The sequence below is a fragment of the Streptomyces sp. NPDC006743 genome (genome assembly GCF_040703815.1).
GTDB lineage: Bacteria > Actinomycetota > Actinomycetes > Streptomycetales > Streptomycetaceae > Streptomyces.
The window spans coordinates 203476-229725 of sequence record NZ_JBEYJA010000006.1 but is presented as its reverse complement, the minus strand read 5'-3'; the positions used below and the strand labels follow the sequence as shown (position 1 = coordinate 229725).

Here is a 26250-nt window from a genome sequence, read left to right as displayed (position 1 = left end):
CCGAGGTGCCCCCTCAGTCCCCCCGCACGTCCACGGCGTAACCGTCACCGCAGCCCTCGAAGATGCTCGGGGTGCCGTGCGTGACGACCAGGACGTAGGAGTCCGGGACGAGGGGGCACTCGACCTCGTGCCACTGGACGGCCAGGAAGGTCCAGATGACCACCAGGACCAGTCCGACAACCCCTCCGACGCTGTACCGCCGCTCCGTCATACGGGCCCCCTCCCCCTCGGGCCCGGGCCCGGGCCCAGCCCCCATGCTGGGGCCGGGGCTCACCCCGGCGCAAGAAGCCCGCGCGCCCGGCGCCGGCCCGGTGGCAGGTCGACCTCCGCGCGGACGGTCTTGCCCGGGGGCGGCACCCGGTCCACCACCTCCCACCGGTCGGCGTACGCCTCGACCAGCACCAGCCCGCGCCCGCTCTCCGCGAGGCCGTCCGGTTGCGGTACGTGGCCCGGGCCGGGCGGCAGCGGCGGGCCGACCCGGGTGTCGCTCACCTCGATCCGCACACTCCCGGTGACGAGTGACAGCCGCAGCTCGAAGTCACGGCCCGGCACCCGGCCGTGCGTCACGGCGTTCGCGGCCAGCTCCGCCACGATCGCCGCCACGGCCTCCGCCGGCGCCGACCCGTACGGGATCCCCCAGGCGTCGAGTTGGTTCAGGGCGAGGTGACGGGCGAGGCGCGCGCCACGCGGCGTGGCACTGAGCCGCTGCGCGAACGTACGTACGGTGACGGAGGTCCGGGGAGTGGATGGTGCGGTCATGGCTTCAATCTGCGGCCTGGATCCGCCCCTTCACCAGCCCTGAACCGCGTACGCTGCGCCTGCGTACACGGTCACCGACTGGACAGTACCGATGACCGACCGTGAGCATGTTCGCGGGAGGTGACGCACAGTGGTGGATGCTGGGGCGGGCAGGGGCGGTGAACCGGAGTCTTCGGACAGTCTGCGTACGTTCGGGGCGATGGTCCAGGGACTCCGGGAGCATGCGGGGCTGAGCCGGGAGGAGTTCGGCAGGCACGTCGGCTTCTCCAAGCACACGGTGGCATCGGTCGAGCTGGGCAGGCGCATGCCGGACGTGGACTTCGTCGAGGCGGCCGAGGGCGTACTGGGGAACACGGGGGCGTTGCGTCGGGCGGCGGGCTTTTTGGAGCGGCAGCCGGGTCTCGCTTCCTGGTTCAGGCGCTGGGCGACCTTGGAGAGGACCGCTATCAGCCTTTTCAACTATGAGTGCCGGATGATCCCCGGACTTCTCCAGACAGAGCCGTACGCAAGGCAGTTGTTCACCGACGAGCTGCCACCGCTCACGGACCAGCAGGTCGAGGACAGTTGGGCTGCGCGGGCCGAACGCCAGCGCTTGTTGCGGGAGCGGCCGAACACCGCTTTCAACTTCATCATCGAAGAGCACGTTCTCCTCCGCCGGACCGGCGGGCCGGAAGTCACCAAGGAGGCGGTCGACCACCTTCTTGAGTCGGCCGAACTGCGGAACGTCGAGATCCAGATCATGCCGCTGGTACAGACGTCACATGCTGGACTGCACGGCCCCATCGCCCTGCTCGAAGCCCCCGCACACAAGTGGTTCGGGTACAGCGAAGGGCAGGAGAGTGGTCAGTTCATCTCCGACCTGAAGGTGATCAGCGTGCTCCAGGGCAGGTATGCCAGGATGCGTTCACAGGCACTCACCATGCAGGACTCCGTGAGCCTGTTGCAACGGATGCGAGGAGACCTATGAGCACCGCGGAACTGGCCTGGTTCAAAAGCAGCTACAGCAGCGGCTCCGGCGACAACTGCATCGAAGTCGCCCTCACTCCGGTCGCCGTCCACGTCCGCGACACCAAGGACCGCCCCCGAGCCGCACTCGCCCTCTCCCCCGCCGCCTGGAGCGCGTTCCTCGCCCACGCCGCACGCTGACTCCTCGGTCTCCGCGTCGGCAGTCCCGGCCCGCGCCATCCTGCGGGTCGGCAGCGGGGTCGCGGGACAGTTGAATGCCCAGATGACGGACTGGACGCAGGTGGCTGACGCTCACGGGGCGGTCGGCCGGGTGCCGCTGCTCCTGGATCAGGTGAGCGCCGAGTCTGTGTCCTAGGAACCGGAGCGGAAGCCGAGCGCGTCTCCTGTGACGATCAAAGCTGAGGAGACTGAGCGGTGCGGATCTACATCAGTGCGGACATGGAGGGCGTCACCGGGCTGGTGGATGCCGACGACGTCCAGCCTGGCGGGCGGGACTACGAGCGCGGGCGGCTGATGATGGCGGAGGACGTCAACGCGGCCATACGCGGTGCCATCGCAGCCGGTGTCACCGACATCACCGTCAACGACGCGCACGGCCCGATGCGCAACCTCCTGCCCGAGTCGCTGCACCCGGCCGCGCTCCTCATCCGCGGCAAGCCGAAACAGATGGGCATGCTCGAAGGACTCACTCCCGAGCACGACGCCGCGGTCTTCGTCGGCTACCACTCACGCGCCGGTGCGCTCGGTGTACTGAGCCACAGCTTCATGGGCCACGAGATCGAGGACATGTGGCTGGACGGCCGGCCTGTGGGCGAGATCGGCCTGGCCCACGCGACCGCCGCCGCTTTCGGCGTACCGGTGGCGGTCCTCACTGGTGACGACTGCGCCTGCGCGGAGATGACGGAATGGGACGCCTCGGTCACGACCGTGGCCGTGAAATACGCCCGGGACCGGTTCTCGGCAGATCTGCGGCCGTCGGAAGAGGCACGCACGGCCATCGAGAAGGCGGTCGCCGCGCACCTCTCCGCATCGCCGGAGGCTCCGGCCGCCACGGCGGCCCCCGCCGCCCTCACGGTGCGGTGGCAGTCAGCTTCCGTCGCCTCGACGCTCCTGGGAATCCCAGGCGTCACCTCGGTGGACTCCCGAACCGTCCAGGCGCATGGCGCTGCGCCCCACCTCTACCGCCTCTTCGGCGTGTGGATGCGAGTGGCCGCCTCCCTGACCAATCAGCATCCTTACTGCTGACCTCCTTCATGTACGCCGGTGGCCGTCCGCGTCCGCGACGCCTAAGACCGCCCCCCGGGCACGCCTTCCTCGCCCACGCCACGCAGTGCCCCCTCACGGGTTCTCCCAGGCCGTCGGTTCCGCCGCCAAGGTGCGGATCGGGGCCGGGAGCGTGCCCGACGCCATGTCGGCGATCGTGACGCCCTCCAGGATGCGGCGGACGTTGGCGCGCAGGGCGATCCACAGGGGGAGCAGGGGTTCGGCCGAGCCCGTGTAGGTGAGGCCGGTGGGGCGTTCGCCGCGGACGGAGACGATCGGGCCGTCCACCGCGCGGATCACGTCCGCCACCGTGATCCGCGCAGCCTCCCGCGCCAAGGCGTAGCCGCCGCCCCCGCCGCGCCGGCTGGTGACCAGGCCCGCGCGGCGCAGGTCGCCGAGGATGCCCTCCAGGAACTTGTGCGGAATGCCCTGCTCCGCGGCGACCGCCTCGGCCTTCACCGGGCTCGCCGGGTCCGCTTCCCGCCGTACGGCCAGTTCCAGAACCGCCCGTACCGCGTAGTCCGCCCGTGCCGAGATCCTCATGGCGTCCATTGTGGCGTCCGGGACAGTGGAGAATGGCGGGACCCGCGCCCCGTAATATCCGCCCGGGAGGCACACACCTTGGCGCTCAGCAGACGTACATTCAGCGCCCTCGCGGGCTCCGCCGCGCTCGGTCTCGCGCTGGGCGGCAGCGGCGGGCCGGGGGCGTCGGCGGCGTTCGCGGTGCGCGGTGCGCCGACCGGGCCCCCGCCGCCCGTGCCGTCCGCCGACGGGCGGCGCCACACCGTCGGCTTCGACCACTACTCGCTGCTGGTGGACGGCAGGCGGCTGGTGCTGTGGGCCGGGGAGATGCACCCGTTCCGGCTGCCCAGCCCCTCGCTGTGGCGGGACGTGCTCCAGAAGATGCGGGCCCACGGCCACAACGCGGTCAGCGTGCGCCTGGCGTGGAACCTGCACTCCCCCGCACCGGGGGCGTACGACTTCTCCGGGGTGCGGGACCTCGGTCTCTTCCTGCGCACCGCCGCCGAGACGGGGCTGTACGTCGTCCTGCGGCCGGGTCCGCGCATCGGCGCCGACGTCGACGGCGGCGGGCTGCCCGGCTGGCTGGCGGCCACGGCGAGGACCGCGGGCGCCGGCGGCGAGGACCACCTCGCGCACGCGGACGAATGGCTCGGGCGCGTGAACGCCATCGCCGCCCGGCACCTGTTCACCAAGGGTGACGGGACCGTGCTGCTGTACCAGCTCGAGGACCAGCCCGCCGGGGCCGACGCCGTGTCCCGGCTGTACCGGAAGGTCCGCGCCGACGGCATCGACGTGCCCCTCTTCCACGGCGACGGGAGCGGCGGCCGGTGGGCCCCGGCTTCCTTCCCGCGGCCGTCGGGGTTCCTGCCGGAGTCCGGCGGCGGTGCGGACCCGTGGGGCGGGGCCGTCTTCGGCGGCGAGGGGTACGCGGGGGCGCGGCGCACCCGCGGCGCGGCCCACGAGCGGCGCACGCTGCTGACCGCCCTCGCCCGCGGCCTCGCCCTGCACACCACGTACATGGCCTTCGGCGGCACCTCCTGGGGCTGGCTGCCGGCCCCGCAGGTGTACACGTCCTACGACTACGGTGCCGCGATCGACGAGGGGCGGCAGGTCACCGACAAGGCGGTGGCGACGCACCAGATCGGGCACATGCTGCGCCACGTCCCCGACCTCGCCAAGCTGGACCGGGTCGAGGGCGGCACCGCGCGCGGGCTCACCACGTACCACCTGGCCAACCCGGACACGGGCGCCCGGGTGCACGTCCTGCGCAACGACACCGGCGAGGACGTCACCACCACGCTGCCCGCCGCCGGCGAGCACCTGCCGGTGACCGTCCCGGCCGGGGACGCCCGGATCGCGCTGTCCCGGATGCGGCTGGGGCTGCTGAGACTGCGGTACGCCACCGCCCAGCCGATGGCGTACCTCACCGTCGGCCGGCAGGACGTCGTGGTGTTCTGCGGGCGGCGCGGGGACTCGGCCCGGCTGGCCCTGGAGGCGGCCGGGGAGCCGATGGTGACCCGGCTGAGCCAGCAGGTCGCCTATGTGTACGAACGCCGGCTGGTGCGGATCACCGTCCCGTTCGGCGCGGGGCTGGCCGGGGCGCGGGTGGAGGCGGGTGAGACCGTCGACCGGGCGGTGCTGATGCTGTTCGCCGACGACCGGACGTCCTCGCGGCTGTGGCCGTGGGAGACGCCGTCGGGTTCGCTGCTGGTGTGCGGGCCGCGGCTGCTGCGCTCGGCGGTCGTCGAGGGCGCGACGCTGCACCTGACCGGTGACACCGTGGAGGCCGCGAGGCTGGAGGTCTGGGCGCCGCCGGGTGTGACGGCACTGACGTGGAACGGGCGTCCGGTGCGCACCGCCCCCACCGGCACCGGCAGTCTGCGCTCCCTCGCGCCGCTGGAGGGGGCGCCCGCGGTGGAGCTGCCCGTGCTGGGCGGCTGGCGGGCGCGTACGGAGAACCCCGAGTCCGCGCCGGACTTCGACGACTCGGCGTGGCGGAAGGCCGATCTGGCGTCCTCGTACGGGACCACGCCCGTCCCCGAGGGGCAGCCGGTGCTGTTCGCCGACGACTACGGCTTCCACTACGGCGACGTCTGGTACCGGGGCACGTTCACGGACGCGTCCGGCATCGAGTCGGTTTCCCTGGCCCACAGCACGGGCACCCAGGGGCTGCTGATGGCGTGGCTGGACGGACAGCCGCTGGGCACGCACCGCATGCCGGTGCCGCGCGCGGACGCGGCGGGCCGGGGGACCTGGACGGACACGGCCGTCCTCGCCGTGCCCGAGCACCTGCGCACCGGCGGCCGGCACGTGCTGTCGGTGCTGGTGCGGCCGATGGCGCACGAGCAGGGCGGCACCGGGCGGGACGCGTTCGGTGCGGCGCGCGGGCTGACGGCGGTGACCTTCGCGGGGGGCGCGCCTCGGGTGCGCTGGCGCATCCAGGGCGCGGGCGCGCCCGACCCGGTGCGCGGGCCGCTCAACAACGGCGGGCTGTACGGGGAGCGGGAGGGCTGGCACCTGCCCGGTTTCGCGGACGGCGACTGGGAGAGGGTGTCTCTCCCGCGTGCGGTGCGGCGCCAGGGCGTGTCCTGGTACCGGACGACGTTCCGGCTGTCGGTGGACGCGGGGGTGGACGCCTCGGTGGGGCTGACCCTCCAGGACGAGCCGCACCGCTCCTACCGGACGCAGATCTTCCTGAACGGCTGGAACCTGGGCCAGTACGTCAACGACGTGGGCCCGCAGCACACGTTCGTGCTGCCGAACGGCATCCTGCGCACCCGGGGCACCAACACGCTGGCACTGGCCGTCCTGTCCGGGGGTGCGGGCGAGGCGGGTCCGGGGCAGGCGCGGCTGACGCTGCTGGGCCGCGCGGCCGGAGGGGTGCCGGTGGCACCGGTCTCCTCCCCCGGCCGCTGAGCCCGCGGGCCCGCCGGTCGTCAGGTGACCCGCGGGCCCGCGGAGCGCCGGGTCCCCGCGGGCCCGCGGGATCCTCACGCCAGGCGGATCACGTTCCAGGAGAGGGGTTCCAGGGCCGCGGTCAGGGTGCCGTCGGCCAGGGTGGTCCCCTCGGCCGGGTGCGGGGTGACGCGGTCGGGTGCGGCGAGGGTGTTGCGGGCGTCGGGGTCGGCGTCCGCGAGGACGCTGTGCTCGACGACCCGGGTGAGACCGAGGCCGTTCAGGGTGACCTCCAGGGGCAGCGCGGCGGTGCGGTCGCGGTTGACGGCGAAGACGGTGACGGTGCCGTCGGCGGCGCGGACCGCGGTGGCGTGCAGCAGGTCGGCGGTGCCGTACTCGCGCGTCTCGTAGGAGGGTGAGTCCACGCGGACGTCGAGGACCTCGCCGCGGCCGTGCTTCGAGGCCTGGGCGAAGGGGAAGAAGGTCGTCTGGCGCCAGGCGGGGCCGCCGGGCTCGGTCATGATCGGGGCGATGACGTTGACGAGCTGGGCGAGGCAGGCGACGGTGACCCGGTCGGCGTGCCGGAGCAGCGCGATGAGCAGGGAGCCGAAGACGACGGCGTCCAGGACGCTGTAGTTGTCCTCCAGCAGCCGCGGGGCCTCGGGCCAGTGGGCCGGGTCGGCGGCGCGGGCCTGCTCCTCGGAGCGGGACATGTACCAGACGTTCCACTCGTCGAAGGAGAGGCTGATCTTCTTCTTCGACTTGAGGCGGGCGCCGACGTGGTCGCAGGTGGCCACCACGTTCTCGATGAAGGACTCCATGTCGACGGCGGAGGCGAGGAAGGAGTCGACGTCGCCGTCGTGCGGCTCGTAGTAGGCGTGCAGGGAGATGTGGTCGACGAGGTCGTACGTCTCCTGGAGGACGGTCGCCTCCCACTCGGCGAAGGTGGACATGGACTGGCCGGAGGAACCGCAGGCCACGAGCTGGACGTCCGGGTCCATCTGGCGCATCGCCCGCGCGGTCTCGGCGGCGAGGCGGCCGTACTCGGCGGCGGTCTTGTGGCCGGTCTGCCAGGGCCCGTCCATCTCGTTGCCCAGGCACCACAGGCGGATGCCGAAGGGCTCCTTGTCACCGTGGGCGATCCGCAGGTCCGAAAGCGCGGTGCCCGAGGGGTGGTTGGCGTACTCCTGGAGTTCCAGGGCCTCGGCGACACCGCGCGTGCCGAGGTTGACGGCCATCATGGGTTCGGCCTGCGGGCCGATCTTCTTCAGGAACGCGATGTACTCGGACAGGCCGAAGCGGTTGGACTCGGTGGAGCGCCAGGCGAGATCGAGGCGGCGCGGGCGGTCCTCGACGGGGCCGACGGAGTCCTCCCAGCGGTAGCCGGAGACGAAGTTGCCGCCGGGGTAGCGGATCGCGGTGACGCCGAGTTCGCGCACCAGGCCGAGCACGTCGGTGCGCAGGCCGGCCTCGTCGGCGGCCGGGTGGCCGGGTTCGAAGATCCCGGTGTAGACGCAGCGGCCGAGGTGTTCGACGAAGGAACCGAAGAGGCGGGGGTCGACGGCGCCGACGGTGAAGGCGGGGTCGAGGGTGAGACGGGCGGTGCGCATGGGGTCCTTTCGGTCAGCGGGGCGAAACCCGGGGGAAGCGGGGGCCGGGAGGGGTCACTGGCCCGCCAGGCCGGTGTGGGCGACGCCCCGCACGATCTGGCTCTGGAAGAAGACGAAGACGATGATCAGCGGCAGGCCCGCGACGAGGCCGCCGGCCATGAGCTGGGGCCAGACGATGCCCCAGGCGTTCTGCACGGTGGCGATGCCGTTGGGCATGGTCATCAGGTCGGGGTTGTTCGTCACCATGTAGGGCCACAGGAAGTTGTTCCAGGAGGCGATGAAGGTGAAGATGCCGACCGCCGACAGGGACGGCTTGGACAGCGGCAGCACGATGGTGAAGAAGATCCGCCAGCGGCCGGCGCCGTCGATGAACGCGGCCTCCTCCAGCTCCCTGGGCAGGGACTGGAAGAACTTGTAGAGGATGAGGACCATCGCGGCCGGGGCGCACTGCGGCAGGATCATGCCCCAGTAGGTGTCGACCATGCCGAGCGACTGCACGGTGGTGAACAGCGGGACGCCGAGGATCGCCGGGGAGAACATCAGCCCCGCCATGGTGAGCGCCATCAGCGCGGACTTGCCGCGGAACTCGGTGCGGGCGAAGCCGTATCCGGCCAGCGCGCTCACCAGCAGCACGATGAAGGTGACGCAGACGGAGACGACGACGGAGTTCACGAACCAGTTCGGGATGTCGCCCGCCGTGAAGACCGCCTTCCAGGAGCCGAGGGTGACGTGGTCGGGGATCCAGTGCGGGGAGGCGACGGACTCGGCCGGGGACTTCAGGGAGGTGGACAGGGCCCAGGCGAGCGGCGAGATCCACAGGAGGGAGAGGAGGGCGGCCACGAGGGTGAGGGCGATCTGGCCGGGGGTCCAGGTGCCGCGCGGCCGGCGCACGGCGGGGGCCGGGGTCGTCATCGGGCGGTCTCCTCACGGTGGCGCAGCAGCCACATCCGGGCCAGGGCGACGGTGGCGACGATGACGAACAGGACGAAGGAGATGGCGGAGGCGTAGCCCACGCGGTAGCTGGTGAAGCCCTGTTCGAGGGTGTACTGGACGAAGGTGCGGGTGGATTCCTCCGGTCCGGGCCCGAAGTCGTACATGACGACGGCCTGGTCGAAGACCTGGAGCGAGGCGAGCACCTGGAGGGCGAGGACGAGGCCGGTGATGGCGCGCAGGTTGGGGACGGTGATGTGCAGCATGCGCTGGAAGGCGTTGGCCCCGTCGAGTTCGGCGGCCTCGTACAGGTGCTGCGGGATGTTCTGCAGGGCGGCCAGGTAGAGCAGGAACGAGAAGCCGACGGTCCACCACAGGGTGGCGATGACGACGGCGAGCAGGGCCGTGGACTTCTGCGTGAGCCAGGGGGTGCTCAGGCCGAGCAGGTGGTTGATCATGCCGTTGGTGGGCTGGAGCAGCCACTTCCACAGGTTGCCGACGACCGCGGACGGCAGCAGGAAGGGCGCGAAGAAGCACAGCCGCCACAGCCACTTGAGGTGGGTGACGTGGTGGGCGATCAGTGCCATCAGCAGGGCGACGACGACGATGCAGGGCACGACTTCGAGGGTGAAGCGGACGCTGTGCCACAGCGCGTCCCACACCAGCGGATCGTGCAGTGCCTCGCGGTAGTTGGCCAGGCCGACGAAGCGGGTGTGGTCGCCGGAGATGTTGGCGTCGGTGAAGCTGAGGTAGAGGCCGCGGACGACCGGCAGGACGACGAAGAGCGCGTAGAGCAGGAGGAAGGGGGCGACGAACCAGCCGCCGTGCTGGAAGCGGCGGCCCCAGCGGACGCGGGCCGAGTCGGTGGCGGTGGTGGTCCGCGGGCGCAGGGCGGCGCCGGTGGCGACGGTGGTGCTGCTCATGCGGCGGCTCCCGTCAGCTCCTGGGCGGCGGTGCGCCCGTCCATGGGGTTCTTCATGGCGAGCAGTTCCTCCAGGACGTCGCGCATCCGGCGGGCGGCCGTGGGCGGCTTCGCCGAGCCGAGGTTGGAGGAGGCGATGACCGGGCCGATGCGCTGGGCGAGGGTGCCGGTGGAGCCGGCGAACCAGATGCGCGGTTCGGTGGCCGGGTGCTCCATGGCCGGGCGGGAGTACTCGTCCTGCGGGGCCAGTGCCAGGTAGGCGGGGTCCTTGAAGGTGGGCAGGTAGGCGGGGACGTGGCCGCCGCCCGCCCACGCGGTGGCGTGCCGCACGAGGTGGGCGGCGAGCCGGTGGGCGCCCTCGTTGGCGGCGCCGCCGCGGCCGGCCTGGTGGGGCAGGACGAAGGAGTGCGACTCGGCGTGGGTGGCGGGCCTGCCGAAGACGGGCGGCAGCGGCTGGGCACCGTAGTCGACCTGGTCGCCGAAGTACGGCACGGACCAGTCGCCCTCCCAGGTGAAGGGGGATCCGGCCAGGAAGGCCTCGCCGTCGGCCTCCCCCGCGACGGTGTACCCGTCGGTGACGTGCTTGCGGAAGAACTCCAGGATCTCGGTGGCCTTGTCGGTGTCGAAGGTGACGTCGGTGCGGTCGTCGGTGAAGTAGGTGCCGGCGAGCTGCTGGTAGAAGGCGACGAAGAACCACCAGCAGAAGTTCTGGTCGTTGGCGTGCAGGCCGAGGGTCTGCACGCCGTTCTTCAGCTGCTTGCGGGCCGCGCGCAGGACGGCGAACCAGTCGTCGGTGCTGGTGGCGGCCGGCAGCCGGCCGTGCTCGTCGAGCAGGCCCGCCTTCGCGCAGACGTCCTTGCGGTAGAAGCAGAGCTGGACGTGGATGTCCAGGGGCAGCGCGTACAGCTTGCCGTCGACGATGCCGCGCTTCCACAGCACGGGGTTGAAGTCCGCCTCCCTGACGCCGTACCGGGTGAGGAGGTCCATGTCGAAGGGGTCCAGGAGGCGGCCCGGCGCGAAGCCGGGGATGCGGCCCTGGTGCATGACGGCCAGGTCCGGCGCGCGGTTGCCGGCGGCGGCCATGGCGAGCTTGGTGTAGTAGGGGCCGCCCCAGGTGAGCGTGGAGTCCTTGACGGCCACGTCGGGGTGGGCGGCGCGGAAGGAGTCCACCATCGTGGCCATGTTGGCGCCGTCGCCGCCCTGGAAGAGGTTCCAGTACCGCACCCGGGTGCGGGCGCTCGCGGCGAGGGCGTCGGCGCCCGTGCCGAGCGCGGCGAAACCGAAGCTGCCCGCGACCGCCACGCCGCCCGCGGCGGCGAGAAGTTGCCTGCGATTCAGGCCAGGTCGTCCCATTACCCGCCCTCACTGTTCGAGATATCGAAAGATGCTCGTAACTTCGAACGGGACCGTAGAATCGAAGCGCTTGCGCGTCAATGGGTCGGACAAGACTTTCGGACGGCCGGCGGACGGCCGCGGGACGGCGCGGCGCCGCGTCGGCGTGGTCACGGCCGGGGCCGGACGGGCGCCGGACGGGCAGTGGCCGGGGCCGGACGGGGTTCGCGCGGGCACTGAACGGGCGCCGGGGGGACGTCATTCGGGCACCGAGGGCCGGCGGTCGGATATCGGCCAGGTGCCGCTCGTGCGCCGGCCGGGGAGCCGCGTACGGCGCGGGCGGCCGGGTGACGGCGGGCGCGCCGTGCGGGGCGGCGGCGGGGGCGGCCGGGTGACGGGGACGGTGGCGGCGACGGCCGGGACACCGTGCGGGGCGGCGGTGGCGGCCGGCCGCGTAGGCTCGGGGCGCGGCGCGGTGCGCGGCGTCCGCGCGCGGCGCGGTGCCGCACGGCGAGCGGAGCCGCGGGCCGGCCGGCGGGCCGAGCGCGCCGCGAAAGGACCTTTCCCCGGCGCGGGCGGCGCGGGGATGATGGGGGGCGGTCCCGGCGGAACAACGGGGGAACAAGGGGAAACGCGTGCGTAGGAAACGGGAGATGCGGCGCCTCGCCGACACTCTCATCGACCCCATCCGGGTGCCCGTCCCCGTGGACCCGGAGGCGTTGTTCACCGCGCTCGTCGACTCCGTCAGCGCCTGGCGCGGCCGGCGGGTCGTCGTCCGCCGGGAGATCTTCCCGCCGCACACCGCCAGCGGGCTGTGGCTGGAGGGCGAGTCCCAGGACGTGGTGGTCGTCGACCGGCGGGCCGCCTCCTGGCACCAGATCGTGATCTTCTGCCACGAGGTGTGGCACATGAACCGGCGGGACGCGGACGGCGCGGCGGCCCCGGTCCCGCCCGGCGCCCCGCCCCGGCCCGTCGCCGCGCGCACCGACTTCAGCCTCGCCGACGAGCAGGAGGCGGACCGGTTCGGCATGCTCATGGGCGGCAGGCTGCGCACCTGGCTGGAGGAGGCCCCGGCGGACGCCGTCCCGCGGCCGGCCACCGAGGAGGACATCGCCGGGCGTATCGGATCCGCGCTCAACTACCGTGGAGCGCGCCGGAGATGAGCGGACTGATCAACTACGTCAGCTGCGGCGCGCTGTGGCTCGGCCTGGCGGTGAAGACCCCCGACCTCGTCCGCCACCGGCACGACCCCTACCTGCGCACGATCTGCGTGGTGCTGGCCCTGGCGGGCGCCTGCTTCTTCCTCGGGGCCGCGCCGACGGTCGGCACCGTCAACCGGCTCAGCGGCGTGCCGAACCTCGCCGCGCCGCTCACCTACGCGTCCATCACCGCCTACAGCGCCGCCTCCCAGGTCCTCGTCGTCCACTGGCGGGGCGGGGCGCGGGTGCGCCGGGTGACCCGCCGCTGGATGACCGCCTACGCCTGCGTGGCCCTCGGCATCGCCGCCATGTTCGTGCTCGGCCGGGCGCCGGTGGAGCGCCGTACGGACCTGGACACGTACTACGCCACGACGCCGTTCATCGCCGAGATGATCGTGCTGTACCTGGCCGCGCACCTCGCCGCGGTGAGCGTCACCACGGTCTCGGCGCTGCGCTGGGCCCGCGAGGTACGGGGCTGGCTGCGCGCCGGGCTGGTGCTCCTGGGCCTGGGCTCGCTGTGCAGCGCGGGGTACGGGGTGACCAAGTCGGTGGCGGTGGCGGCCCGTTGGTCCGGACGGGACTGGTCGGCCCTGAGCACCGACGTGTCGCCCGCCGCCGCGGGTCTCGGGGCGCTGGTCACCTCGGTCGGGATCCTGGTGCCGCTGGCCGGGCCCCGGCTCGCGCAGTGGTGGCGGTCCTGGCGGACGTACGCCCGGCTGGCGCCGCTGGAGCGGGAACTGGACGACCTCCTCACCCGCCGCGCCCTCCGGCTGCCCCGCCCGCGCTGGTGCTCCCCCACCACGCGGCTCATCTGGCGCCAGACCAGCATCCACAACGCGCTCAGTTACCTGGACGCGTTCTTCGACCGCGCCCTGTACGAGCGCACCCGGACCAGGACCCTGGCCGCCACCGGCGACCCGGAAGAGGCGGAGGCAGCGGCGTGGGCGGCGGTCATCACCGGGGCGCTGCGGCAGCACGGCGGCCTCCCGGCCCGCGAGGCGGGCACCGGGACCGCGGCGTCCGGCGCGCGGGGCGGCCTCCCCGCGCCGGAAGCCGGCGCCGGACGTGCGGCGCCGGAGGCCACGGCACGCGGTGTGCTGCGGGACGGCACACTGACCGAGGAGGCCGGTCCGCCGCTGCGGGTGCTCGACGGGATAGGGCCGGTGACGGGGTCCGAGGGCGGGGGCGGCCGGTGGCCGGTGCTGCTCGACGGGGTCGGACGGCCCCAGCCGGCCCCGGACGCGGAGCGGTTCAGCCTCCCCGCGGAGCTGTTCACCGCGGACGTCGAGCGGTTGGCACCGGACACGGAGTGGTTCACCCCCACCACGGAGCGGTTCGCACCGGACGCCGGGGAAGCGGTCCGCGGCGCGCCGCCCGGTGCGGACGGAGGGCCGGACGGGCGGCCGGGCGGGCGGGTGCCCGGTACCGCGCTGCTCGTGCGGATCGCCGACGCGCTGGGGGCCGCGCAGCGCCCCGCGCACGGCCCGCGGCCGTCGGAGGCGGTGTGACGGGGGCACCCGCGCCCGCGCGCGCGAGGGGACCGCTGCGCCCGCGCGCCGCCGGCCCGGCCGGGCGGCGGTGCCACGGGTGAGCCTCGTCGTCTATCTCGCTGCGGGCCTGTTCGGGCTGTCGGCCGTCGTGCTGTGCCGGCGGCCGCTGCGGGCCGTACGGGACCCGCTGACCGTGTCCACCTGCGTGGCGATCGTGCTCGGCTCGCTGGTGTTCGTCTGCTCGGCACCGCTGACCCTGGCCGCCGTCAACGGCCTCACCGGCATCCCCAACTTCGGCGCCCCGCTGACGTACGGCATGCTCAGCGCGTACAGCTGCTCGCTGCTGATCCTGCTCATCCACTGGCGTGGCGGGCCCCCCGAGCGGGTCCGGCGGATGGTGCTGCGCAGTATCGCCGCCTACGTCCCGCTGATCGCCGCCATCGTCGTCCTGTTCGCGCTCGGCGACGCCCGCACCGAGCGGCTCACCGACCTCGACACGTACTACGCCAACACCCCGTACCTGTGCGAGATGATCCTGCTCTACCTCGTCGGGCACAGCGCGGCGACGTTGGCGACGTGCGTGCTGTGCGTGAAGTGGAGCCGCGAGGTCACCGGACTGCTGCGGACCGGGCTGCGCCTGATCCTCGCCGGTTCCGCGCTGGACGTGGTGGGCTTCCAGCTGACCAAGTACACGGCGGTGGCCGCCCGGTGGACGGGCCACGACCTGGACGTGCTGTCCACGCAGGTCGCCCCGCCGCTGGCCTCCCTCGGCGCGCTGCTGTGCTCGGCGGGTTTCGTGCTGCCCAGGCTGCTGCCGTCCGCCCTCGCCCAGTTGCGCAGCCTGGCCGACTACCGCACCCTCGCCCCGCTGTGGGCGCGGATCCGCTTCGTGTCGACCGCGCCCAAACCGCCCAGCGGCTGGTGGCAGTCGCCGCGGGCCCGGCTGCACTGGCGCGAGGTGTCCATCCACGACGCGCTGCTGGGCCTCGCCCCGTACTTCGACGACACGGTCCGCGAACGCGCCCTGGCAGCCGCCCGGCGCGCGGGCCGCACCCCGCACGACGCCCGGATCGCGGCGGAGGCGGCGATGCTCGCCGACGCCGCCCGCCGCGCCGCCGCCCGCGAGGAGCCCCTGCCGACGCCGAGCGGCTACCGCCTGCACGCCACGGAGGTGTCCGGGACGAGCGGGCTGGTGGAACTGGCGCAGGCACTGGTCCGGCCGCCGGCCGGAACCCCCGTACGGGGAGGAACGGTGAGGACCTCCCATGGCTGAGAGCTGCGGACAAAAGTGGGTTCCGGTCAGCGGGCGATGTCCGGTGCGTGCGATCGCAAGGCGCCGGAAGGTCCTTGTAGCGGAGCTGCCAGGGCCTTTCGGCAACGCGGCGAGGGCGCGTGCCGGGCGCCGCCCGCCGGGGCCCGCTTTTGTCCGCAGCTCTGAGCCCGTGATCCACTCCGAGGAGCCCCATGTCCCTGTCCCTGCCGCCCCTGCCTCCCCTGCCGCCGCTGCCCCCGGGCCGCGGTCCGGGCCGGCGCAGGGCGGTGATCGTCGGTGCCGGCCTGGCCGGCATGCTGGCCGCGGCGGCGCTGTCCGGCGTCGTGGACGAGGTGGTCGTGCTCGACCGGGACGACCTGCCCGGCGGCCCCGAGCACCGCAAGGGGCTGCCCCAGGGACGCCATGCCCATCTGCTGATGGCCGGCGGCCTGGCCGCCATGGAGGACCTGGTGCCGGGCGGCGGCGTGCGCGAGCGGCTGCTGGCGGCGGGCGCCCGTGAGATACCGCTCGGCTCGGGCATGCTGGCCCTCACCTCCGAGGGCTGGCTGCGGCGCTGGCGGCACGACGGTCCGCGCATGCTCAGCTGCACCCGCGCGCTGCTGGACTGGACGGTGCGGGACGCCGTCCTCGCGCACACCCGCACCGAGGTCCGCAGGGCGGGGGCCGTGGGGCTGGTGGGCGACGCCGGGCGGGTGCGCGGGGTACGGATCGCGGGGGCCGGCCCCGGCGCGGCGGAAGGCGGGACGCGGGAGGAGACCGAACTGGCCGCCGACCTCGTCGTCGACGCGAGCGGGCGCGGCTCACGCGTCGTCACCTGGCTGGAGGAGATCGGCGTCACGGACGTACGGACCAGGAGCGTCGACTGCGGCCTGGTCAACGCCACGCGCGTCTACCGTACGCCGGCGGGCGCCGAACAGTTCCCGCTGACGATCGTGCAGGCCGACCCGTACCGTTCGCGGCCGGGCCGCAGCGGCATGGTCCTGCCGATCGAGCAGGACCGCTGGATGGTCAGCCTCGCCGGGACCCGCGGCGGCGGCGAGCCCCCGGCCGACCCGGACGGCTTCCTCGCGTACGCCCTCGCCCTGCCGAGCCCGCTCGTGGGCCGTCTCGCCTCCGGCGCCGAACCCCTCACGGGCGTGCACATCAGCCGCAGCACCAGCAACGTGCGGCGCTACCTGGAGAAGGCCGCGCGCTGGCCGGAGGGTTTCGTCGCGCTGGGCGACGCGGTGGCCACCTTCAACCCGGCCTACGGGCAGGGCATGTCGGTGGCCGCGCTGGGCGCGCGGCTGCTGGCCGGGGAGGTGCGGCGGGACGGTCCCCTCGCGCCCGGCCTGGCCCGCCGGGTGCAGCGCGGGAGCGCCCGGTGGGTCGACGCGGCCTGGGCTGCCGCGGTCGGCCAGGACGTCTGGTACCCGGACACGCGCGGCGCCCGGCCGACCACGGCGGACCGGCTGACCACGGCCTACAGCCGCCGGCTGACCCGGGCCGCCACCGGCTCCCACCGGGCGGCGGCGGCCCTGTGGGACGTGACGAGCCTGCGCACCGGCCCGGCGCGCCTCTTCCGCCCCCGCACGCTCCTCGACGTGGCGTGCGGCCCTCTGCTGCCGCCGCTGTCCGGCCCGCCGCTGACGGCGTCCGAGCGCAAGATCCTGGGGGAACTGGACCGGGCGGCGGCGGAAACGGGGGCAACGGCGGCGAAGCGGTAGGGCCACCGGTCCGCGGCCGCGGCCTGGCAGCCAGAGCAGGCCCTTCAGTCGCGCCCCCCACCACCAGGCGGGCCCCTCGGTCGTGGTCCGCGCCCACCAGGGCGGGTCCCTCAGCCCCGGGCCGCCCCGCCAGGGCCGTTCGCTCAGCTCCTACCCCCCGCCAGGCCGGACCTCCGACCGCGGCCCGCCCCGCCAGGCCCGCTCCCTCAGCCCGCGAACGCCGGCTGGGGCAGGCCGCTGCCCGCGTCCGGCACCACCAGGAGGGAGCCGGCCAGGGGGTGCGGTGCGGCCAGACCGGTACGGGCCGTGGTGACGTACAGGTCGCTCAGGCCCGCGCCGCCGAAGGCGCAGGCGGTGGGGCGCGGGACGGGGAGGGTGACGACGCGGTCCAGCGCGCCGTCGGGGGTGTAGCGCCGGACCGCGCCGCCGTCCCACAGGGCCACCCACACGCACCCGTCGGCGTCGACGGTCAGCCCGTCCGGATGGCCGGCGCCCTCCTCCACCTGCGCCAGCGGCCGTCTGTTCACCGGCTGCCGGCCGCCGTCCGGCACGTCGAAGACATCGATCCGGCGGGTCGGGGTGTCCACGTAGTACATCCGGCGGCCGTCCGGGCTCCAGCCGGTGCCGTTGCTCACCGTCACGTCGGTCAGGAACGGCTCGGCCGCGCCGTCACCGGTGAAGCGGGTCAGGGTGCCGCCGCCCGGGGCCTCGTCGTAGCGCATGGTGCCCGCCCACAGGGAGCCGTCGGGCGCCACGGCGGCGTCGTTGCCGCGGCGGCCGGGCACCGGGTCCCGGTGCAGCCAGCGGAAGGCGCCCTCGGGACCGGGGTCGACCAGACCGACCCCGTCGCGCAGGTTCAGCACCAGTCCCCCGCCGGCGCGCGGCTTGGCCGCGCCCACGTGCTGGCCCGTGGTGCGGACCGTACGCCGGCCGGTCGCCGGATCGTAGGTGTGCACCCGGGAGGAGAGGATGTCCACCCAGATCAGCCGCTCCCGCGCCGGGTCCCACGTCGGTCCCTCGCCCAGCTCGGCCCGGGCCCCCACCGCCACGTCGTACGCCGTCGCCGTCATGCCGCGCTCCGGTGGCCGAGGCGCTCCGAGAGCTGGGCCGCGCCCTTCACGGCGAGCTGCTCCAGCTCGCTCCTGCGCTCCTCGCTCCAGCGGATCATCGGCACGGAGATGGACAGGGCCGCGACCACCCGGCCGGTGCGGTCGCGCACCGGGGCGGCCACGCAGCTGACATCGGGGTTGGACTCGCGGTTCTCCACGGCCAGGCCGCGCCGCCGGATCTCGGCCAGGGCCTCGCGCAGCGCGGCGGGATCGGTGATGCTGTTGGGGGTCATCGCGACCAGTTCGGCGCCGTCCGGGACGCGTTCGGCCAGTGCTGACTCGGGGAGGGAGGCGAGCAGCATCTTGCCGACGGAGGTGCAGTGCGCCGGGAGGCGGCGGCCGGCGGCGGAGACCATGCGGACCGCGTGCGTGGAGTCGACCTTGGCGATGTAGATGACGTCGGCGCCCTCCAGGATCGCCACGTGCACCGTCTCGTCGCACGTCTCCGCGACGGCGCGGGCCACCTGCTGGCCCTCGGCGGCGAGGTCGAGCTGCTCGGCGTAGCGGCTGCCGAGCTGGTAGGGGCGGACGCCGAGCCGGTAGCGTCCGGGCTGGCCGGTCACCGGGACGATGTACTGGCGGGCGGCGAGCGTGGTGACCAGCTCGTGCACCGTGGTGCGCGGCAGCTGGAGCCGGCGCACGATGTCGGGGGCGGAGAGCGTGCCGTCCCCGTCGAGGAACAGCTCGAGTATGTCGAGAGCCCGGGTCACGGCAGGTACGAGGCGTCCCACGACCGGTCCCCTCCCTGGATCCAGGCCTGTTCGAGATTTCAACAGGCGATCGGCATGACGAACACAGGCTAGCCATGGCGGGGTGCGGGGGCAATGGGGCGGCCGGCGCGCCCCTGCGCGACGATGGTGCGCATGGCTGCCTCCTCCTCCGCGTCCGGGCCCTTCACCGCGCGTGACTTCCAGCTGGTGCTGCTGCGGCGCATGGCCGATCACCAGCCGGACCTGGTCGCGGACGCCCGGCGGGAGCTGGGGGCGTCGCTCGCGGAGATGCGGGAGGCCAACAAGCGCTGGCAGGCCATGGTGCGCTCGCCCCGGGCCCGGTCGGCCGCCGCCCGTTACCGTTCCGTCCTCGGCGCCCCCGAGTCCACGGCCGCCCGCCGCATCGGCGACCTGGACTGCGAGGCGCGGCAGTGGCCGCTGCCGCTCTGGCCCGGGCTGCGCTTCGAGGTGCTGGCCGGCCCCGACGGCCAGGTCTGGAACGCGTGGCTGGTCCGCGCCCCCGGGGCCGACGGCCCTGACCTGCGGACGCTCGACGACCTCGCCCCCTGGTCCTGCACGGTCGACGAGGCCGCCCGCGCCTTCGCCCCCGCCCGCCCGCTGGAGGGCACCGCGCCGACACGGTGGGGACTGGCCTTCACCGCGCCCGACGCACGGGGCGTACGGCACGAGGTCGTCGCGGAGTTCACCTGGGGACTGCTCCAGCGGACGCGGATCGGGGACGGGCCGGGGGCGTAACCCACGCGGGGCGCCCGGGGCGGGCGGGGGCGCGTGGGCCGTCCCGGGACTGCCCCAGCGGACACGGGTCAAGGACGAGCCGGGCGCGTAGCCCGCGCGGGGTGCCCGGGGCGGGCCGGGACGGCGGCCAGGATGTCCCGCACGACCCGCTCCCGCGACCCGGGATGCAGCCACAGGAACAGGTTCGGCTCGACCAGTTCCAGTTCCATGACGCACGGCGCCCCGCCCTCGCCGCCCGCCCCGCCCGCCCCCGACGGTCCGCCCTGCCCGTCCAGTCCGTCCAGTCCGGTCTGCCCGTCCGGTCCGTCCGGTCCGTCCACGAGGTCGACGCGGGCGTAGAGCAGCTCGGGCTTCCCGGGTACGGCGGCCAGCGCCCGCTGCGCCACGGCGAGTTCGGCGGGTGTCGGGGTCCACGGTTCGAGGTCCGGGTGGGCCACCTTCTCGGCGTCGAAGGCCGTCCCGGGCGAGAGCACGGCCCGCTTGCGGCTGGCGTGCAGCAGCCGGCCGCCGAAGAACTGCAGCGCCCGCTCCCCGCCGGTGTCGATGCGGGTCAGGTAGGGCTGCACCATCGCGGTCAGACCCTCCGCGTGCATGCGCGCCACCTGTGCGGCGGCCGTGTCCCGCTCGGCGGGCGCGTACCGGGCGGCGTACCGGGCGCCCGCCCCGAAGACCGGTTTGACGACGAAGTCGTGGTCGCCGGGCAGGTCCCGCGGCCCGCACGGGTCCCCGGGTGCGAGGTAGCGGGTCGGCACGACGGGCACCCCGGCCGCGGCGAGGTCCCCGAGGTAGCGCTTGTCGGTGTTCCAGCGCACGACGGCGGCCGGGTTGGCCAGCCGCGTCACCTTCGCGCACCGCTCGGCCCACGCCGCGAACTCCGCGGCGCGCCAGCTGTAGTCCCAGGTCGACCGTATGACGACGAGGTCGTAGGAGGCCCAGTCGGCGTCCGCGTCGTCCCAGGGCACGGCGTCGGCGTCGGCCCCGGCGGCGCGCAGGGCCCCGAGGAGCGGGCCGAGGTCGCGGTCGCGGTTCGGCGCGGCTCCGGGATCGTAGGTGGCGAGGGCGACACGGGGCACGGCGGGCTCCTTCTGCGGGGCGGGGCGGTTCTCGGACCCGGCCGGCGGCGCGTGCCGGCCGGGTCACGGCTCCAGCGGACGAACGGTCCGGGCGAACAGGCCGGACGAACGGTCCGCACGAACAGTCCTGGCGTACGGTCCGGGCGAACGGGTCCGCGGTGCACGCTAACAACCGCCGCCGCCGCCGCAACCGGAACACGGGATGCGCCAGCTGTGCGCGCTGCCACCGAACGCCGCCACCCGCGCGATCCGCGCCCACCGGGCGCGGGTGAAAGCCGGGGCGGCCTGACACCCGGGGTCTTCGCGCGAGGGTCCCGCAGGAGGCGCGGCGATCTGCGGGCGACCGCGGGGAGTCGTAGGACGATCCGAACAAGGGATCAGTTGTTCCCTGGAACAGGTGATCGTCGCAGAAGTGATCGGTGCGGGGCCGGCGGGGCGGCAGATACTGACGGTGCGCAAGCGACGGGCTGCAGACCGTGGCCGGCGCGTGTCCCACATGAAGCAACACAAGGAGAACGCACGATCATGAACTTCCTCACTGACGTCCTCGCCGGCCTGATCCACATCGTCGGCTGGCTGGTCTGACGGCAGCGACAGCGCAGACAGCACGGCGGCGCCGCCTCCCCGTTCCAGGGAGGCGGCGCCGCCCGCGTGTGCGCGGGAACTCCCGGGGCGCGCTGCCTCAGCGCCGCCCCACCCCCACGGCCCGGACGAGCTCCTGCCGCACGGACCCGCCCCGGTCGTCGCCCGCGAAGGCGCGCAGCGAGACGGTGGCCGCGCCGCGCGGCACGGTGAGCGTCCCCTTCCAGGAGGCGTGGGAGCCGCTGAGCCGCACCTGCTGCCACGTCCTGCCCTCGTCGTACGAGACGTCCAGCCGGCCTTCGGAGATGGTGCCGGTGCCGGGCGCGCCCGCCACGTACTCGGCGTGCAGGCCCACCGGGACCCGGCCGCCGGCCCGCAGCTCGCCCGCGAGGTCGGTGTCCAGGGCGAAGCCGAGGTTGATCAGCGGCAGCGCGGTCCACCGGTCACCGGGCGTGGCCGCCGAGCGGAACGTCCACTCGGCGTGGCCCCGGCTCGCGAGCTTCCAGCGGGCCGGGTCGAGCGCGGTGTCGGTGACGAGCTTGTAGGTGTGCTCGTCGGCGGGCGCGTCCCACACGTACGCGGCCGAACTGGCGCCCCGGTCGACCTCCTTGCCGTCCAGGTAGGCCACCGTGGTCTGGGTCATGCCGCTGTCCGCGCTCCACACGTCGCCGAAGCCGGTGTGGTCGGGCCCGGAGTCGCCCCAGCCGGGGGCGTTGAACCGGATGGTGTCGCCCGACCGCTGCTGCCCCCAGCCGAGGCCGGTGCCCAGCCACGGGTGCAGGACGGGCTTGAACCAGTCCAGTTCCCCGTGCGAGCCGCCGGTGTAGCGGACCAGGCCGCTGCGCTCCTCCAGGGTGCCCTCGCCGAGCGTCACGGACTCGTGCCAGCGCTGGCCGGGGCCGGTGGAGACATAGTCGGTCCGCTCGGCCGGGAAGCCGGTGCTCTCCTGGAAGCCGATGCCGACCGGGAAGGTGTCGGTGATCGAGTACCGGAACTCGCCGCCGTCCGCCGCCTGGCCGGCGTGGAACTTCACGTCGAGGGACGCCAGTTGCCGGTGGTCCGGCCGGTAGGTCAGGTCACGGTCGGGGACGGCGCCCGGGTGGCCCTCCGAGAGGTCGTAGACGTAGGGGGTGCGGGGGGTGCCGGTCATGTCGACGCGGTGGGCGGCGCGCAGCCGGGCTGCGTCGGCGGCGTTGACCGAGGCGATCTGGAGCGGGCGGTCGGCGTTGTCGTCGGTGCCCCACCACAGGCTGAGCCGGCCGGGCGCGTCGTCGGTCACGAACAGCGCCCGCACGCCCGCGTCCTGTGCGGCCTGGGCGAGGGCGGCGGGGTCGCCGCCCTCCGGGAGCCGGGCCAGGACCGCCTTGCCGCGCACGTCCGAGCCGGTGAAGTCCCCGGTGCCGACGTCGACCAGCGGGAGCCTGCTGCGGCCCTCGGTCAGGGTGCTGCCCGCCTGGACGAGGGCGTCGCCGATCCCCTTGACCTCCAGGAGGGGCTTGCCGAGCCGCCACACGGTCCGGTACTCGAAACTGCCCTGCTTCACCGGCGTCGTCGGTGCCGCGAAGACGCTGTCGTACATCAGGGGCACCTGGACGGCGCCGAACAGGTCGGAGCCGCCGGCCTTGCGGTCGTACTCCATGAGGAGCTGCCGCTGTTCGGTGCGGCGGCCGACGTCGGCGCGGACCTCGCGCAGCCGGCGCCCGTCCAGGGTGATCTCGCGGTCCTGGCCGAGGGTGATCTCGGGGGCGGCGAGGAAGCCGAGCCCGAGGGAGTCGGCGCCGTGGCTGCCGCGCACGTCGAGGAAGGAGGTGACGCTGTAGGTGCCCGGCTCCAGCCGCAGCCGCAGGGTGCCGGAGTCGTCGACGTGGGCGCTGAACGGGTCGGCTCCCGCGGCGAGTTGCTGCACGGCGAGGTCGGCGGCGGTGGCGGCACCGGACCGGTCCTTGACGTGCACGGTGAGGGTGTAGCGCTCGTCCTCCTTGACCAGCCCGAACGCGGTGTGCGCGACGGGGGTGCCGGCGGCCGAGGCCACGATCTGCCCGCTGGTGGTCCCCACCGGCGCCTTCGCGCCGTCACCGGTGACGGTGGTGGAGGCGGTGCCGTGGGCGGGCACGGTCAGCGACGCGTCGGCGAGGGTGGCCACGCCGTCGGGGGCACCCTGCACGGACAGCGTCAGCCCGACGGGCTCGTCGCCGGAGTTGGTGTAGGTGACGGTGCGGGTGACCGGCTTGTTCCCGTCGTAGGGCCAGCCGTAGAAGCCGAGGTCGGCGCTGCCGGTGGCGGTGACCTCGGCGGCCACCGCGTCGGGCACGCTGACCCGGCCCGCGCCCAGCGTGTAGGCGGAGGCGTCCAGCCGCTCCGACGTCGACATCAGCGCGTCCTTGAGCCGGGCCGCGCTCCAGTCGGGGTGTTCCTGGGCGAGCAGCGCGGCGACCCCGGCGACGTGCGGCGTCGCCATGGACGTACCGCTCATGGTCGTGTAGTCGCCGCTGCCCTCGGTGAGGCGCGAGCGGGCGGCGAGGATGTCGACGCCGGGGGCCGCGAGGTCGGGCTTGAGGGCGTTGTCGCCCAGGCGGGGTCCGGCGCTGGTGAAGTAGGCGGCCTGGTCGGCGGAGTCGACCGCGGAGACGGTCAGGGCCGCGTCGGCGGCGCCGGGCGAGCCGATGGAGGAGGGCGCTCCGGTGTTCCCGGCGGCGATCACGAAGAGCGCGCCGGTCTGCGCGGTCAGGGTGTTGACGGCCTGCGCCATCGGGTCGGTGCCGTCGCTGGCCTCGGTGGAGCCCAGCGACATGGACACGATCCGCGCGTGCACGTCCCGCGCGGCCCACTCCATGCCGGCGATGATCTGCGACTCGCTGCCGGTGCCCTGGTCGTCGAGGACCTTGCCGACGGCGAGCGTGGCGTCGGGGGCGACGCCCTTCTCCTTGCCGCCGGAGGCGGCGCCGCTGCCGCCGACGGTGGAGGTGACGTGGGTGCCGTGGCCGTTGCGGTCGGCGACCTCCTCGCCGGGGATGAAACTCCTGGTCTGCGTGACCCGTCCGGCGAGGTCGGGGTGGGTGGTGTCGACGCCCGTGTCGAGGACGGCGACGGTGACGCCCTTGCCGGTCAGCCCGGCCTCCCACGCCTTGGGCGTGCCGATCTGGGCGTTGGACTCGGCCATGTCGGCGCTGACCCGGCCGTCCAGCCAGACCTTCTCGACGCCCTGCGCCGACAGGCCGCGCGCCGTGCCCGGCCGGGCGAACTCCCGCCAGAACACCCGCCCCTTGTCCGCTTCCACGGCGGCGCCGTGCACGCTGGCGAGGTTCCGTGTCCGCTCGGCGCCGCGCGGGGTGCGCATCGCCTGTCCCTTGCCGTAGGTCACGATCAGCGGCAGCTCGCCGGTGCTCCGGTCGCCGAGCCCCTGGCGCAGCAGCTCGCTGACGTCGAACAGCCGCGGGTCGAGCCGGCCCGCCCGCAGATAGGGCCGTGCCTCGTCCGGTACGACGGTGACGGTGCCGTCGGCCACGCTGGTCCGCACGGCGCCGACGGCCCCGGCGGGCCGCCGCACCGTGACCGTGCTCCGGCCGCCGCCGAGCGGGGTGAGGGTGACCCGGTCGCCGGTGACGAGGGTGACGGTGCGGGCGGCGTCCGGCTTCGCCGCTCCGGTGGCTCCCGGGGCGGCGGCGGGGCGGGGGGCGGCGGCCTGCTGGGCGACGGCCTGCCCGGCGGGCAGCAGGGCGATCACGAGCCCGGCCGACAGGAGGGGCGCTCTCCGTCTGCCTGGTCCTCTGCTCATCCGTGCCTCTCTTCGTTTCGGAAGCTGCGTCGAACGGTGCGTCGAGTGCTGCATCGAGCGCTGCGAAGAGTGTCAGGAGACTTGTGCGGCAAGGGAGTTGACGAGGGCTGGCGGATGGCTGCCGTGGCAGGTTCCCGCCAGGACAAGGCCGCCCACTTTACGCTTATCCGGCGTTCATTCGGCGGACCGCCACCAAATGCACTCGTCCAGCGGCACCCCGCCCGGCCCCCTTGAACAGGCGCCCGCTCCCCCGTGCCGCGCACGATGCGAAAGAGGCCGCCGCCCGGCGACCGCCACGGTCCGCGCTCTCGGGAGGATCAGCCATGACCGCCAGTCTGGAGCAGTTGCGCCGCTGCCATGTCGCCGTCGATCTGGGGGCGGCCCGGACCCGTGTGTACGTCAAGGGTGCCGGGGTCGTCGTCGACCAGCCCTCGGTCGCCGCCGTCAACACCCGTACCGGTGCGCTGATCGCGGTCGGTGAGTTCGCCGAGCGGATGACGGGCCGCACCCCCGACTACATCCGCGTGGTCCGCCCGGTCTCCGGCGGCACGGTCATCGACATCGAGATGGCGCAGCGCATGCTGCGGCACCTGCTCGGCGACAAGATGCGCCGCGCGCTGCGCCGCAAGGCCCGGCTGCGGGCCGCGGCCTGCACCCCGCACGACGCCGACCCGCTGGCCCGGCGCGCCACCGTGGAGACGCTGGTCGGCCTCGGTGCCCGCCGGGTCGAACTCGTCGACACGCTCATCGCCGCGGCCGTCGGCTGCGGACTGCCCGTGGAACGGCCCGAGGCCACCATGATCATGGTGTGCGGCGCGGCCGCGACCCAGGTGGCCGTCCTCTCCCTCGGTTCGATCGTCGCCGCCGTACGGATGCCCGTGGGCGGGGAGGCGGTCGACCACGCGATCGTGCAGCACCTGCGCCAGGAACACGCGCTGGTGCTGCCCAGCCAGTCCGTGCGGCCGCTGCAACTCGCCCTGCACGACAACGGGCTGACCGCGCACGGTCCGGCGGCCACCGAGATCCACGGCCGGGACGTGGCCACCGGTCTCGCCCGGTCCGTCCTCGTGGACACCGCCGCCGTGCGGGAGGCCATCCAGACACCGCTGACCGCCGTGCTCGACGGCATCTACAAGGTGCTGCGGGAGTGCCCGCCCGACCTGGTGGCCGACCTCGCCGACCGCGGCATCATGATGGTCGGCGGCTCCGCGCTGCTGCCCGGCCTCGACCAGATGCTGCGCCGGGCCACGGGCATGCCGGTGCACATCGCCGAACGCCCCGACGTGTGCGCGGTGCAGGGCCTGGGCGACATGCTGGAGGGCCGGATCGAACCGCTGGTCCTGGACCCGCTGGGGGCGTGAGGCCCTGCCTGTGCGCC

At 74.2% G+C, this 26250-nt stretch carries 21 protein-coding genes; 10 read left to right on the top strand and 11 right to left on the bottom strand.

Annotated elements, in window-relative coordinates; translation table 11 throughout:
- Nucleotides 1-13 precede the first annotated feature (13 nt).
- The gene (locus ABZ719_RS08310; RefSeq protein WP_366724397.1) at nucleotides 14-211 is read right to left on the bottom strand and encodes a hypothetical protein; all 198 of its coding nucleotides are present in this window, start codon (nucleotides 209-211) and stop codon (nucleotides 14-16) included.
- A gap of 59 nt (nucleotides 212-270) precedes the next feature.
- Nucleotides 271-759: an ATP-binding protein gene (locus ABZ719_RS08305; RefSeq protein WP_366724396.1), complete on the bottom strand. Its 489-nt coding sequence runs from the start codon at nucleotides 757-759 to the stop codon at nucleotides 271-273.
- A 199-nt stretch (nucleotides 760-958) separates the two neighbouring features.
- Here ABZ719_RS08305 and ABZ719_RS08300 point away from each other — a divergent pair, with 199 nt between their 5' ends.
- The 3 genes from ABZ719_RS08300 (at nucleotide 959) to ABZ719_RS08290 (ending at nucleotide 2970) form a co-directional block, all read left to right on the top strand.
- Nucleotides 959-1726, top strand: coding sequence for a helix-turn-helix transcriptional regulator (locus ABZ719_RS08300; RefSeq protein WP_366724395.1), 768 nt, complete (start codon nucleotides 959-961; stop codon nucleotides 1724-1726).
- Nucleotides 1723-1905 carry a DUF397 domain-containing protein gene (locus tag ABZ719_RS08295; RefSeq protein ID WP_366724394.1) on the top strand — a complete coding sequence of 61 codons (183 nt, stop codon included), beginning with the start codon at nucleotides 1723-1725 and terminating at the stop codon, nucleotides 1903-1905. Before ABZ719_RS08300 ends, ABZ719_RS08295 begins: the two co-directional genes overlap by 4 nt.
- Nucleotides 1906-2139: 234 nt before the next feature.
- The gene (locus ABZ719_RS08290) at nucleotides 2140-2970 is read left to right on the top strand and encodes a M55 family metallopeptidase (protein ID WP_366724393.1); all 831 of its coding nucleotides are present in this window, start codon (nucleotides 2140-2142) and stop codon (nucleotides 2968-2970) included.
- A gap of 93 nt (nucleotides 2971-3063) precedes the next feature.
- Here ABZ719_RS08290 and ABZ719_RS08285 read toward each other — a convergent pair whose 3' ends face one another.
- Nucleotides 3064-3531, bottom strand: a complete 468-nt coding sequence (locus tag ABZ719_RS08285) for an Rrf2 family transcriptional regulator (RefSeq protein ID WP_366724392.1) — start codon at nucleotides 3529-3531, stop codon at nucleotides 3064-3066.
- Between the two features lie 78 nt (nucleotides 3532-3609).
- On the opposite strand from ABZ719_RS08285, the gene ABZ719_RS08280 reads away from it, so the two are divergent.
- Nucleotides 3610-6426 (top strand): beta-galactosidase, encoded by a 2817-nt coding sequence (locus ABZ719_RS08280; RefSeq protein ID WP_366724391.1) that lies wholly within the window; start codon nucleotides 3610-3612, stop codon nucleotides 6424-6426.
- Nucleotides 6427-6500: 74 nt separating this feature from the next.
- Here ABZ719_RS08280 and ABZ719_RS08275 read toward each other — a convergent pair whose 3' ends face one another.
- The 4 genes from ABZ719_RS08275 to ABZ719_RS08260 are packed head-to-tail and all read right to left on the bottom strand — an operon-like array spanning nucleotide 6501 to nucleotide 11220.
- Nucleotides 6501-8015: an alpha-N-arabinofuranosidase gene (locus ABZ719_RS08275; RefSeq protein WP_366724390.1), complete on the bottom strand. Its 1515-nt coding sequence runs from the start codon at nucleotides 8013-8015 to the stop codon at nucleotides 6501-6503.
- A 54-nt stretch (nucleotides 8016-8069) separates the two neighbouring features.
- The gene (locus tag ABZ719_RS08270) at nucleotides 8070-8927 is read right to left on the bottom strand and encodes a carbohydrate ABC transporter permease (protein ID WP_366724389.1); all 858 of its coding nucleotides are present in this window, start codon (nucleotides 8925-8927) and stop codon (nucleotides 8070-8072) included.
- Nucleotides 8924-9868, bottom strand: coding sequence for a sugar ABC transporter permease (locus ABZ719_RS08265; protein ID WP_366724388.1), 945 nt, complete (start codon nucleotides 9866-9868; stop codon nucleotides 8924-8926). The genes ABZ719_RS08270 and ABZ719_RS08265 overlap by 4 nt, the downstream gene beginning before the upstream one ends.
- Nucleotides 9865-11220, bottom strand: a complete 1356-nt coding sequence (locus tag ABZ719_RS08260) for an extracellular solute-binding protein (RefSeq protein WP_366724387.1) — start codon at nucleotides 11218-11220, stop codon at nucleotides 9865-9867. The genes ABZ719_RS08265 and ABZ719_RS08260 overlap by 4 nt, the downstream gene beginning before the upstream one ends.
- A 632-nt stretch (nucleotides 11221-11852) precedes the next feature.
- Between ABZ719_RS08260 and ABZ719_RS08255 the strand changes: the two genes are divergently transcribed.
- From ABZ719_RS08255 to ABZ719_RS08240, 4 genes are all read left to right on the top strand, one after another.
- Nucleotides 11853-12362 carry a toxin gene (locus ABZ719_RS08255; RefSeq protein ID WP_366724422.1) on the top strand — a complete coding sequence of 170 codons (510 nt, stop codon included), beginning with the start codon at nucleotides 11853-11855 and terminating at the stop codon, nucleotides 12360-12362.
- The gene (locus tag ABZ719_RS08250; protein WP_366724386.1) at nucleotides 12359-13906 is read left to right on the top strand and encodes an MAB_1171c family putative transporter; all 1548 of its coding nucleotides are present in this window, start codon (nucleotides 12359-12361) and stop codon (nucleotides 13904-13906) included. The genes ABZ719_RS08255 and ABZ719_RS08250 overlap by 4 nt, the downstream gene beginning before the upstream one ends.
- A gap of 79 nt (nucleotides 13907-13985) precedes the next feature.
- Nucleotides 13986-15161, top strand: coding sequence for an MAB_1171c family putative transporter (locus tag ABZ719_RS08245; RefSeq protein ID WP_366724385.1), 1176 nt, complete (start codon nucleotides 13986-13988; stop codon nucleotides 15159-15161).
- 191 nt (nucleotides 15162-15352) lie between these two features.
- A complete protein-coding gene (locus ABZ719_RS08240) occupies nucleotides 15353-16867 on the top strand; it encodes an NAD(P)-binding protein (RefSeq protein ID WP_366724384.1) in 1515 nt (504 codons plus the stop codon).
- A 206-nt stretch (nucleotides 16868-17073) separates the two neighbouring features.
- Here ABZ719_RS08240 and ABZ719_RS08235 read toward each other — a convergent pair whose 3' ends face one another.
- Nucleotides 17074-17937 carry an SMP-30/gluconolactonase/LRE family protein gene (locus ABZ719_RS08235; RefSeq protein ID WP_366724383.1) on the bottom strand — a complete coding sequence of 288 codons (864 nt, stop codon included), beginning with the start codon at nucleotides 17935-17937 and terminating at the stop codon, nucleotides 17074-17076.
- Nucleotides 17934-18707: an IclR family transcriptional regulator gene (locus ABZ719_RS08230; protein WP_037854245.1), complete on the bottom strand. Its 774-nt coding sequence runs from the start codon at nucleotides 18705-18707 to the stop codon at nucleotides 17934-17936. The genes ABZ719_RS08235 and ABZ719_RS08230 overlap by 4 nt, the downstream gene beginning before the upstream one ends.
- A gap of 132 nt (nucleotides 18708-18839) precedes the next feature.
- On the opposite strand from ABZ719_RS08230, the gene ABZ719_RS08225 reads away from it, so the two are divergent.
- Nucleotides 18840-19442, top strand: coding sequence for a hypothetical protein (locus ABZ719_RS08225; RefSeq protein ID WP_366724382.1), 603 nt, complete (start codon nucleotides 18840-18842; stop codon nucleotides 19440-19442).
- A 68-nt stretch (nucleotides 19443-19510) separates the two neighbouring features.
- On the opposite strand, the gene ABZ719_RS08220 is transcribed toward ABZ719_RS08225, so the two are convergent.
- Both ABZ719_RS08220 and ABZ719_RS08215 read right to left on the bottom strand, forming a co-directional pair.
- Nucleotides 19511-20515 carry a hypothetical protein gene (locus ABZ719_RS08220; protein WP_366724381.1) on the bottom strand — a complete coding sequence of 335 codons (1005 nt, stop codon included), beginning with the start codon at nucleotides 20513-20515 and terminating at the stop codon, nucleotides 19511-19513.
- Between the two features lie 682 nt (nucleotides 20516-21197).
- Nucleotides 21198-24872 (bottom strand): S8 family serine peptidase, encoded by a 3675-nt coding sequence (locus ABZ719_RS08215; RefSeq protein WP_366724380.1) that lies wholly within the window; start codon nucleotides 24870-24872, stop codon nucleotides 21198-21200.
- 323 nt (nucleotides 24873-25195) lie between these two features.
- Between ABZ719_RS08215 and ABZ719_RS08210 the strand changes: the two genes are divergently transcribed.
- Complete coding sequence (locus ABZ719_RS08210) at nucleotides 25196-26233, top strand: rod shape-determining protein (RefSeq protein WP_366724379.1); 1038 nt, start codon at nucleotides 25196-25198, stop codon at nucleotides 26231-26233.
- Nucleotides 26234-26250 lie beyond the last annotated feature (17 nt).

Excerpts from the sequence above, each read along its gene's own strand:
- ABZ719_RS08250 (WP_366724386.1), top strand. The coding sequence starts at position 12,359 with ATGAGCGGACTGATCAACTACGTCAGCTGCGGCGCGCTGTGGCTCGGC.
- ABZ719_RS08310 (WP_366724397.1), bottom strand. The coding sequence starts at position 211 with ATGACGGAGCGGCGGTACAGCGTCGGAGGGGTTGTCGGACTGGTCCTG.
- ABZ719_RS08305 (WP_366724396.1), bottom strand. The coding sequence starts at position 759 with ATGACCGCACCATCCACTCCCCGGACCTCCGTCACCGTACGTACGTTC.
- ABZ719_RS08275 (WP_366724390.1), bottom strand. The coding sequence starts at position 8,015 with ATGCGCACCGCCCGTCTCACCCTCGACCCCGCCTTCACCGTCGGCGCC.
- ABZ719_RS08295 (WP_366724394.1), top strand. The coding sequence starts at position 1,723 with ATGAGCACCGCGGAACTGGCCTGGTTCAAAAGCAGCTACAGCAGCGGC.
- ABZ719_RS08225 (WP_366724382.1), top strand. The coding sequence starts at position 18,840 with ATGGCTGCCTCCTCCTCCGCGTCCGGGCCCTTCACCGCGCGTGACTTC.
- ABZ719_RS08285 (WP_366724392.1), bottom strand. The coding sequence starts at position 3,531 with ATGAGGATCTCGGCACGGGCGGACTACGCGGTACGGGCGGTTCTGGAA.
- ABZ719_RS08260 (WP_366724387.1), bottom strand. The coding sequence starts at position 11,220 with ATGGGACGACCTGGCCTGAATCGCAGGCAACTTCTCGCCGCCGCGGGC.
- ABZ719_RS08265 (WP_366724388.1), bottom strand. The coding sequence starts at position 9,868 with ATGAGCAGCACCACCGTCGCCACCGGCGCCGCCCTGCGCCCGCGGACC.
- ABZ719_RS08300 (WP_366724395.1), top strand. The coding sequence starts at position 959 with ATGGTCCAGGGACTCCGGGAGCATGCGGGGCTGAGCCGGGAGGAGTTC.
- ABZ719_RS08240 (WP_366724384.1), top strand. The coding sequence starts at position 15,353 with ATGTCCCTGTCCCTGCCGCCCCTGCCTCCCCTGCCGCCGCTGCCCCCG.
- ABZ719_RS08235 (WP_366724383.1), bottom strand. The coding sequence starts at position 17,937 with ATGACGGCGACGGCGTACGACGTGGCGGTGGGGGCCCGGGCCGAGCTG.
- ABZ719_RS08255 (WP_366724422.1), top strand. The coding sequence starts at position 11,853 with ATGCGGCGCCTCGCCGACACTCTCATCGACCCCATCCGGGTGCCCGTC.
- ABZ719_RS08210 (WP_366724379.1), top strand. The coding sequence starts at position 25,196 with ATGACCGCCAGTCTGGAGCAGTTGCGCCGCTGCCATGTCGCCGTCGAT.
- ABZ719_RS08215 (WP_366724380.1), bottom strand. The coding sequence starts at position 24,872 with ATGAGCAGAGGACCAGGCAGACGGAGAGCGCCCCTCCTGTCGGCCGGG.
- ABZ719_RS08270 (WP_366724389.1), bottom strand. The coding sequence starts at position 8,927 with ATGACGACCCCGGCCCCCGCCGTGCGCCGGCCGCGCGGCACCTGGACC.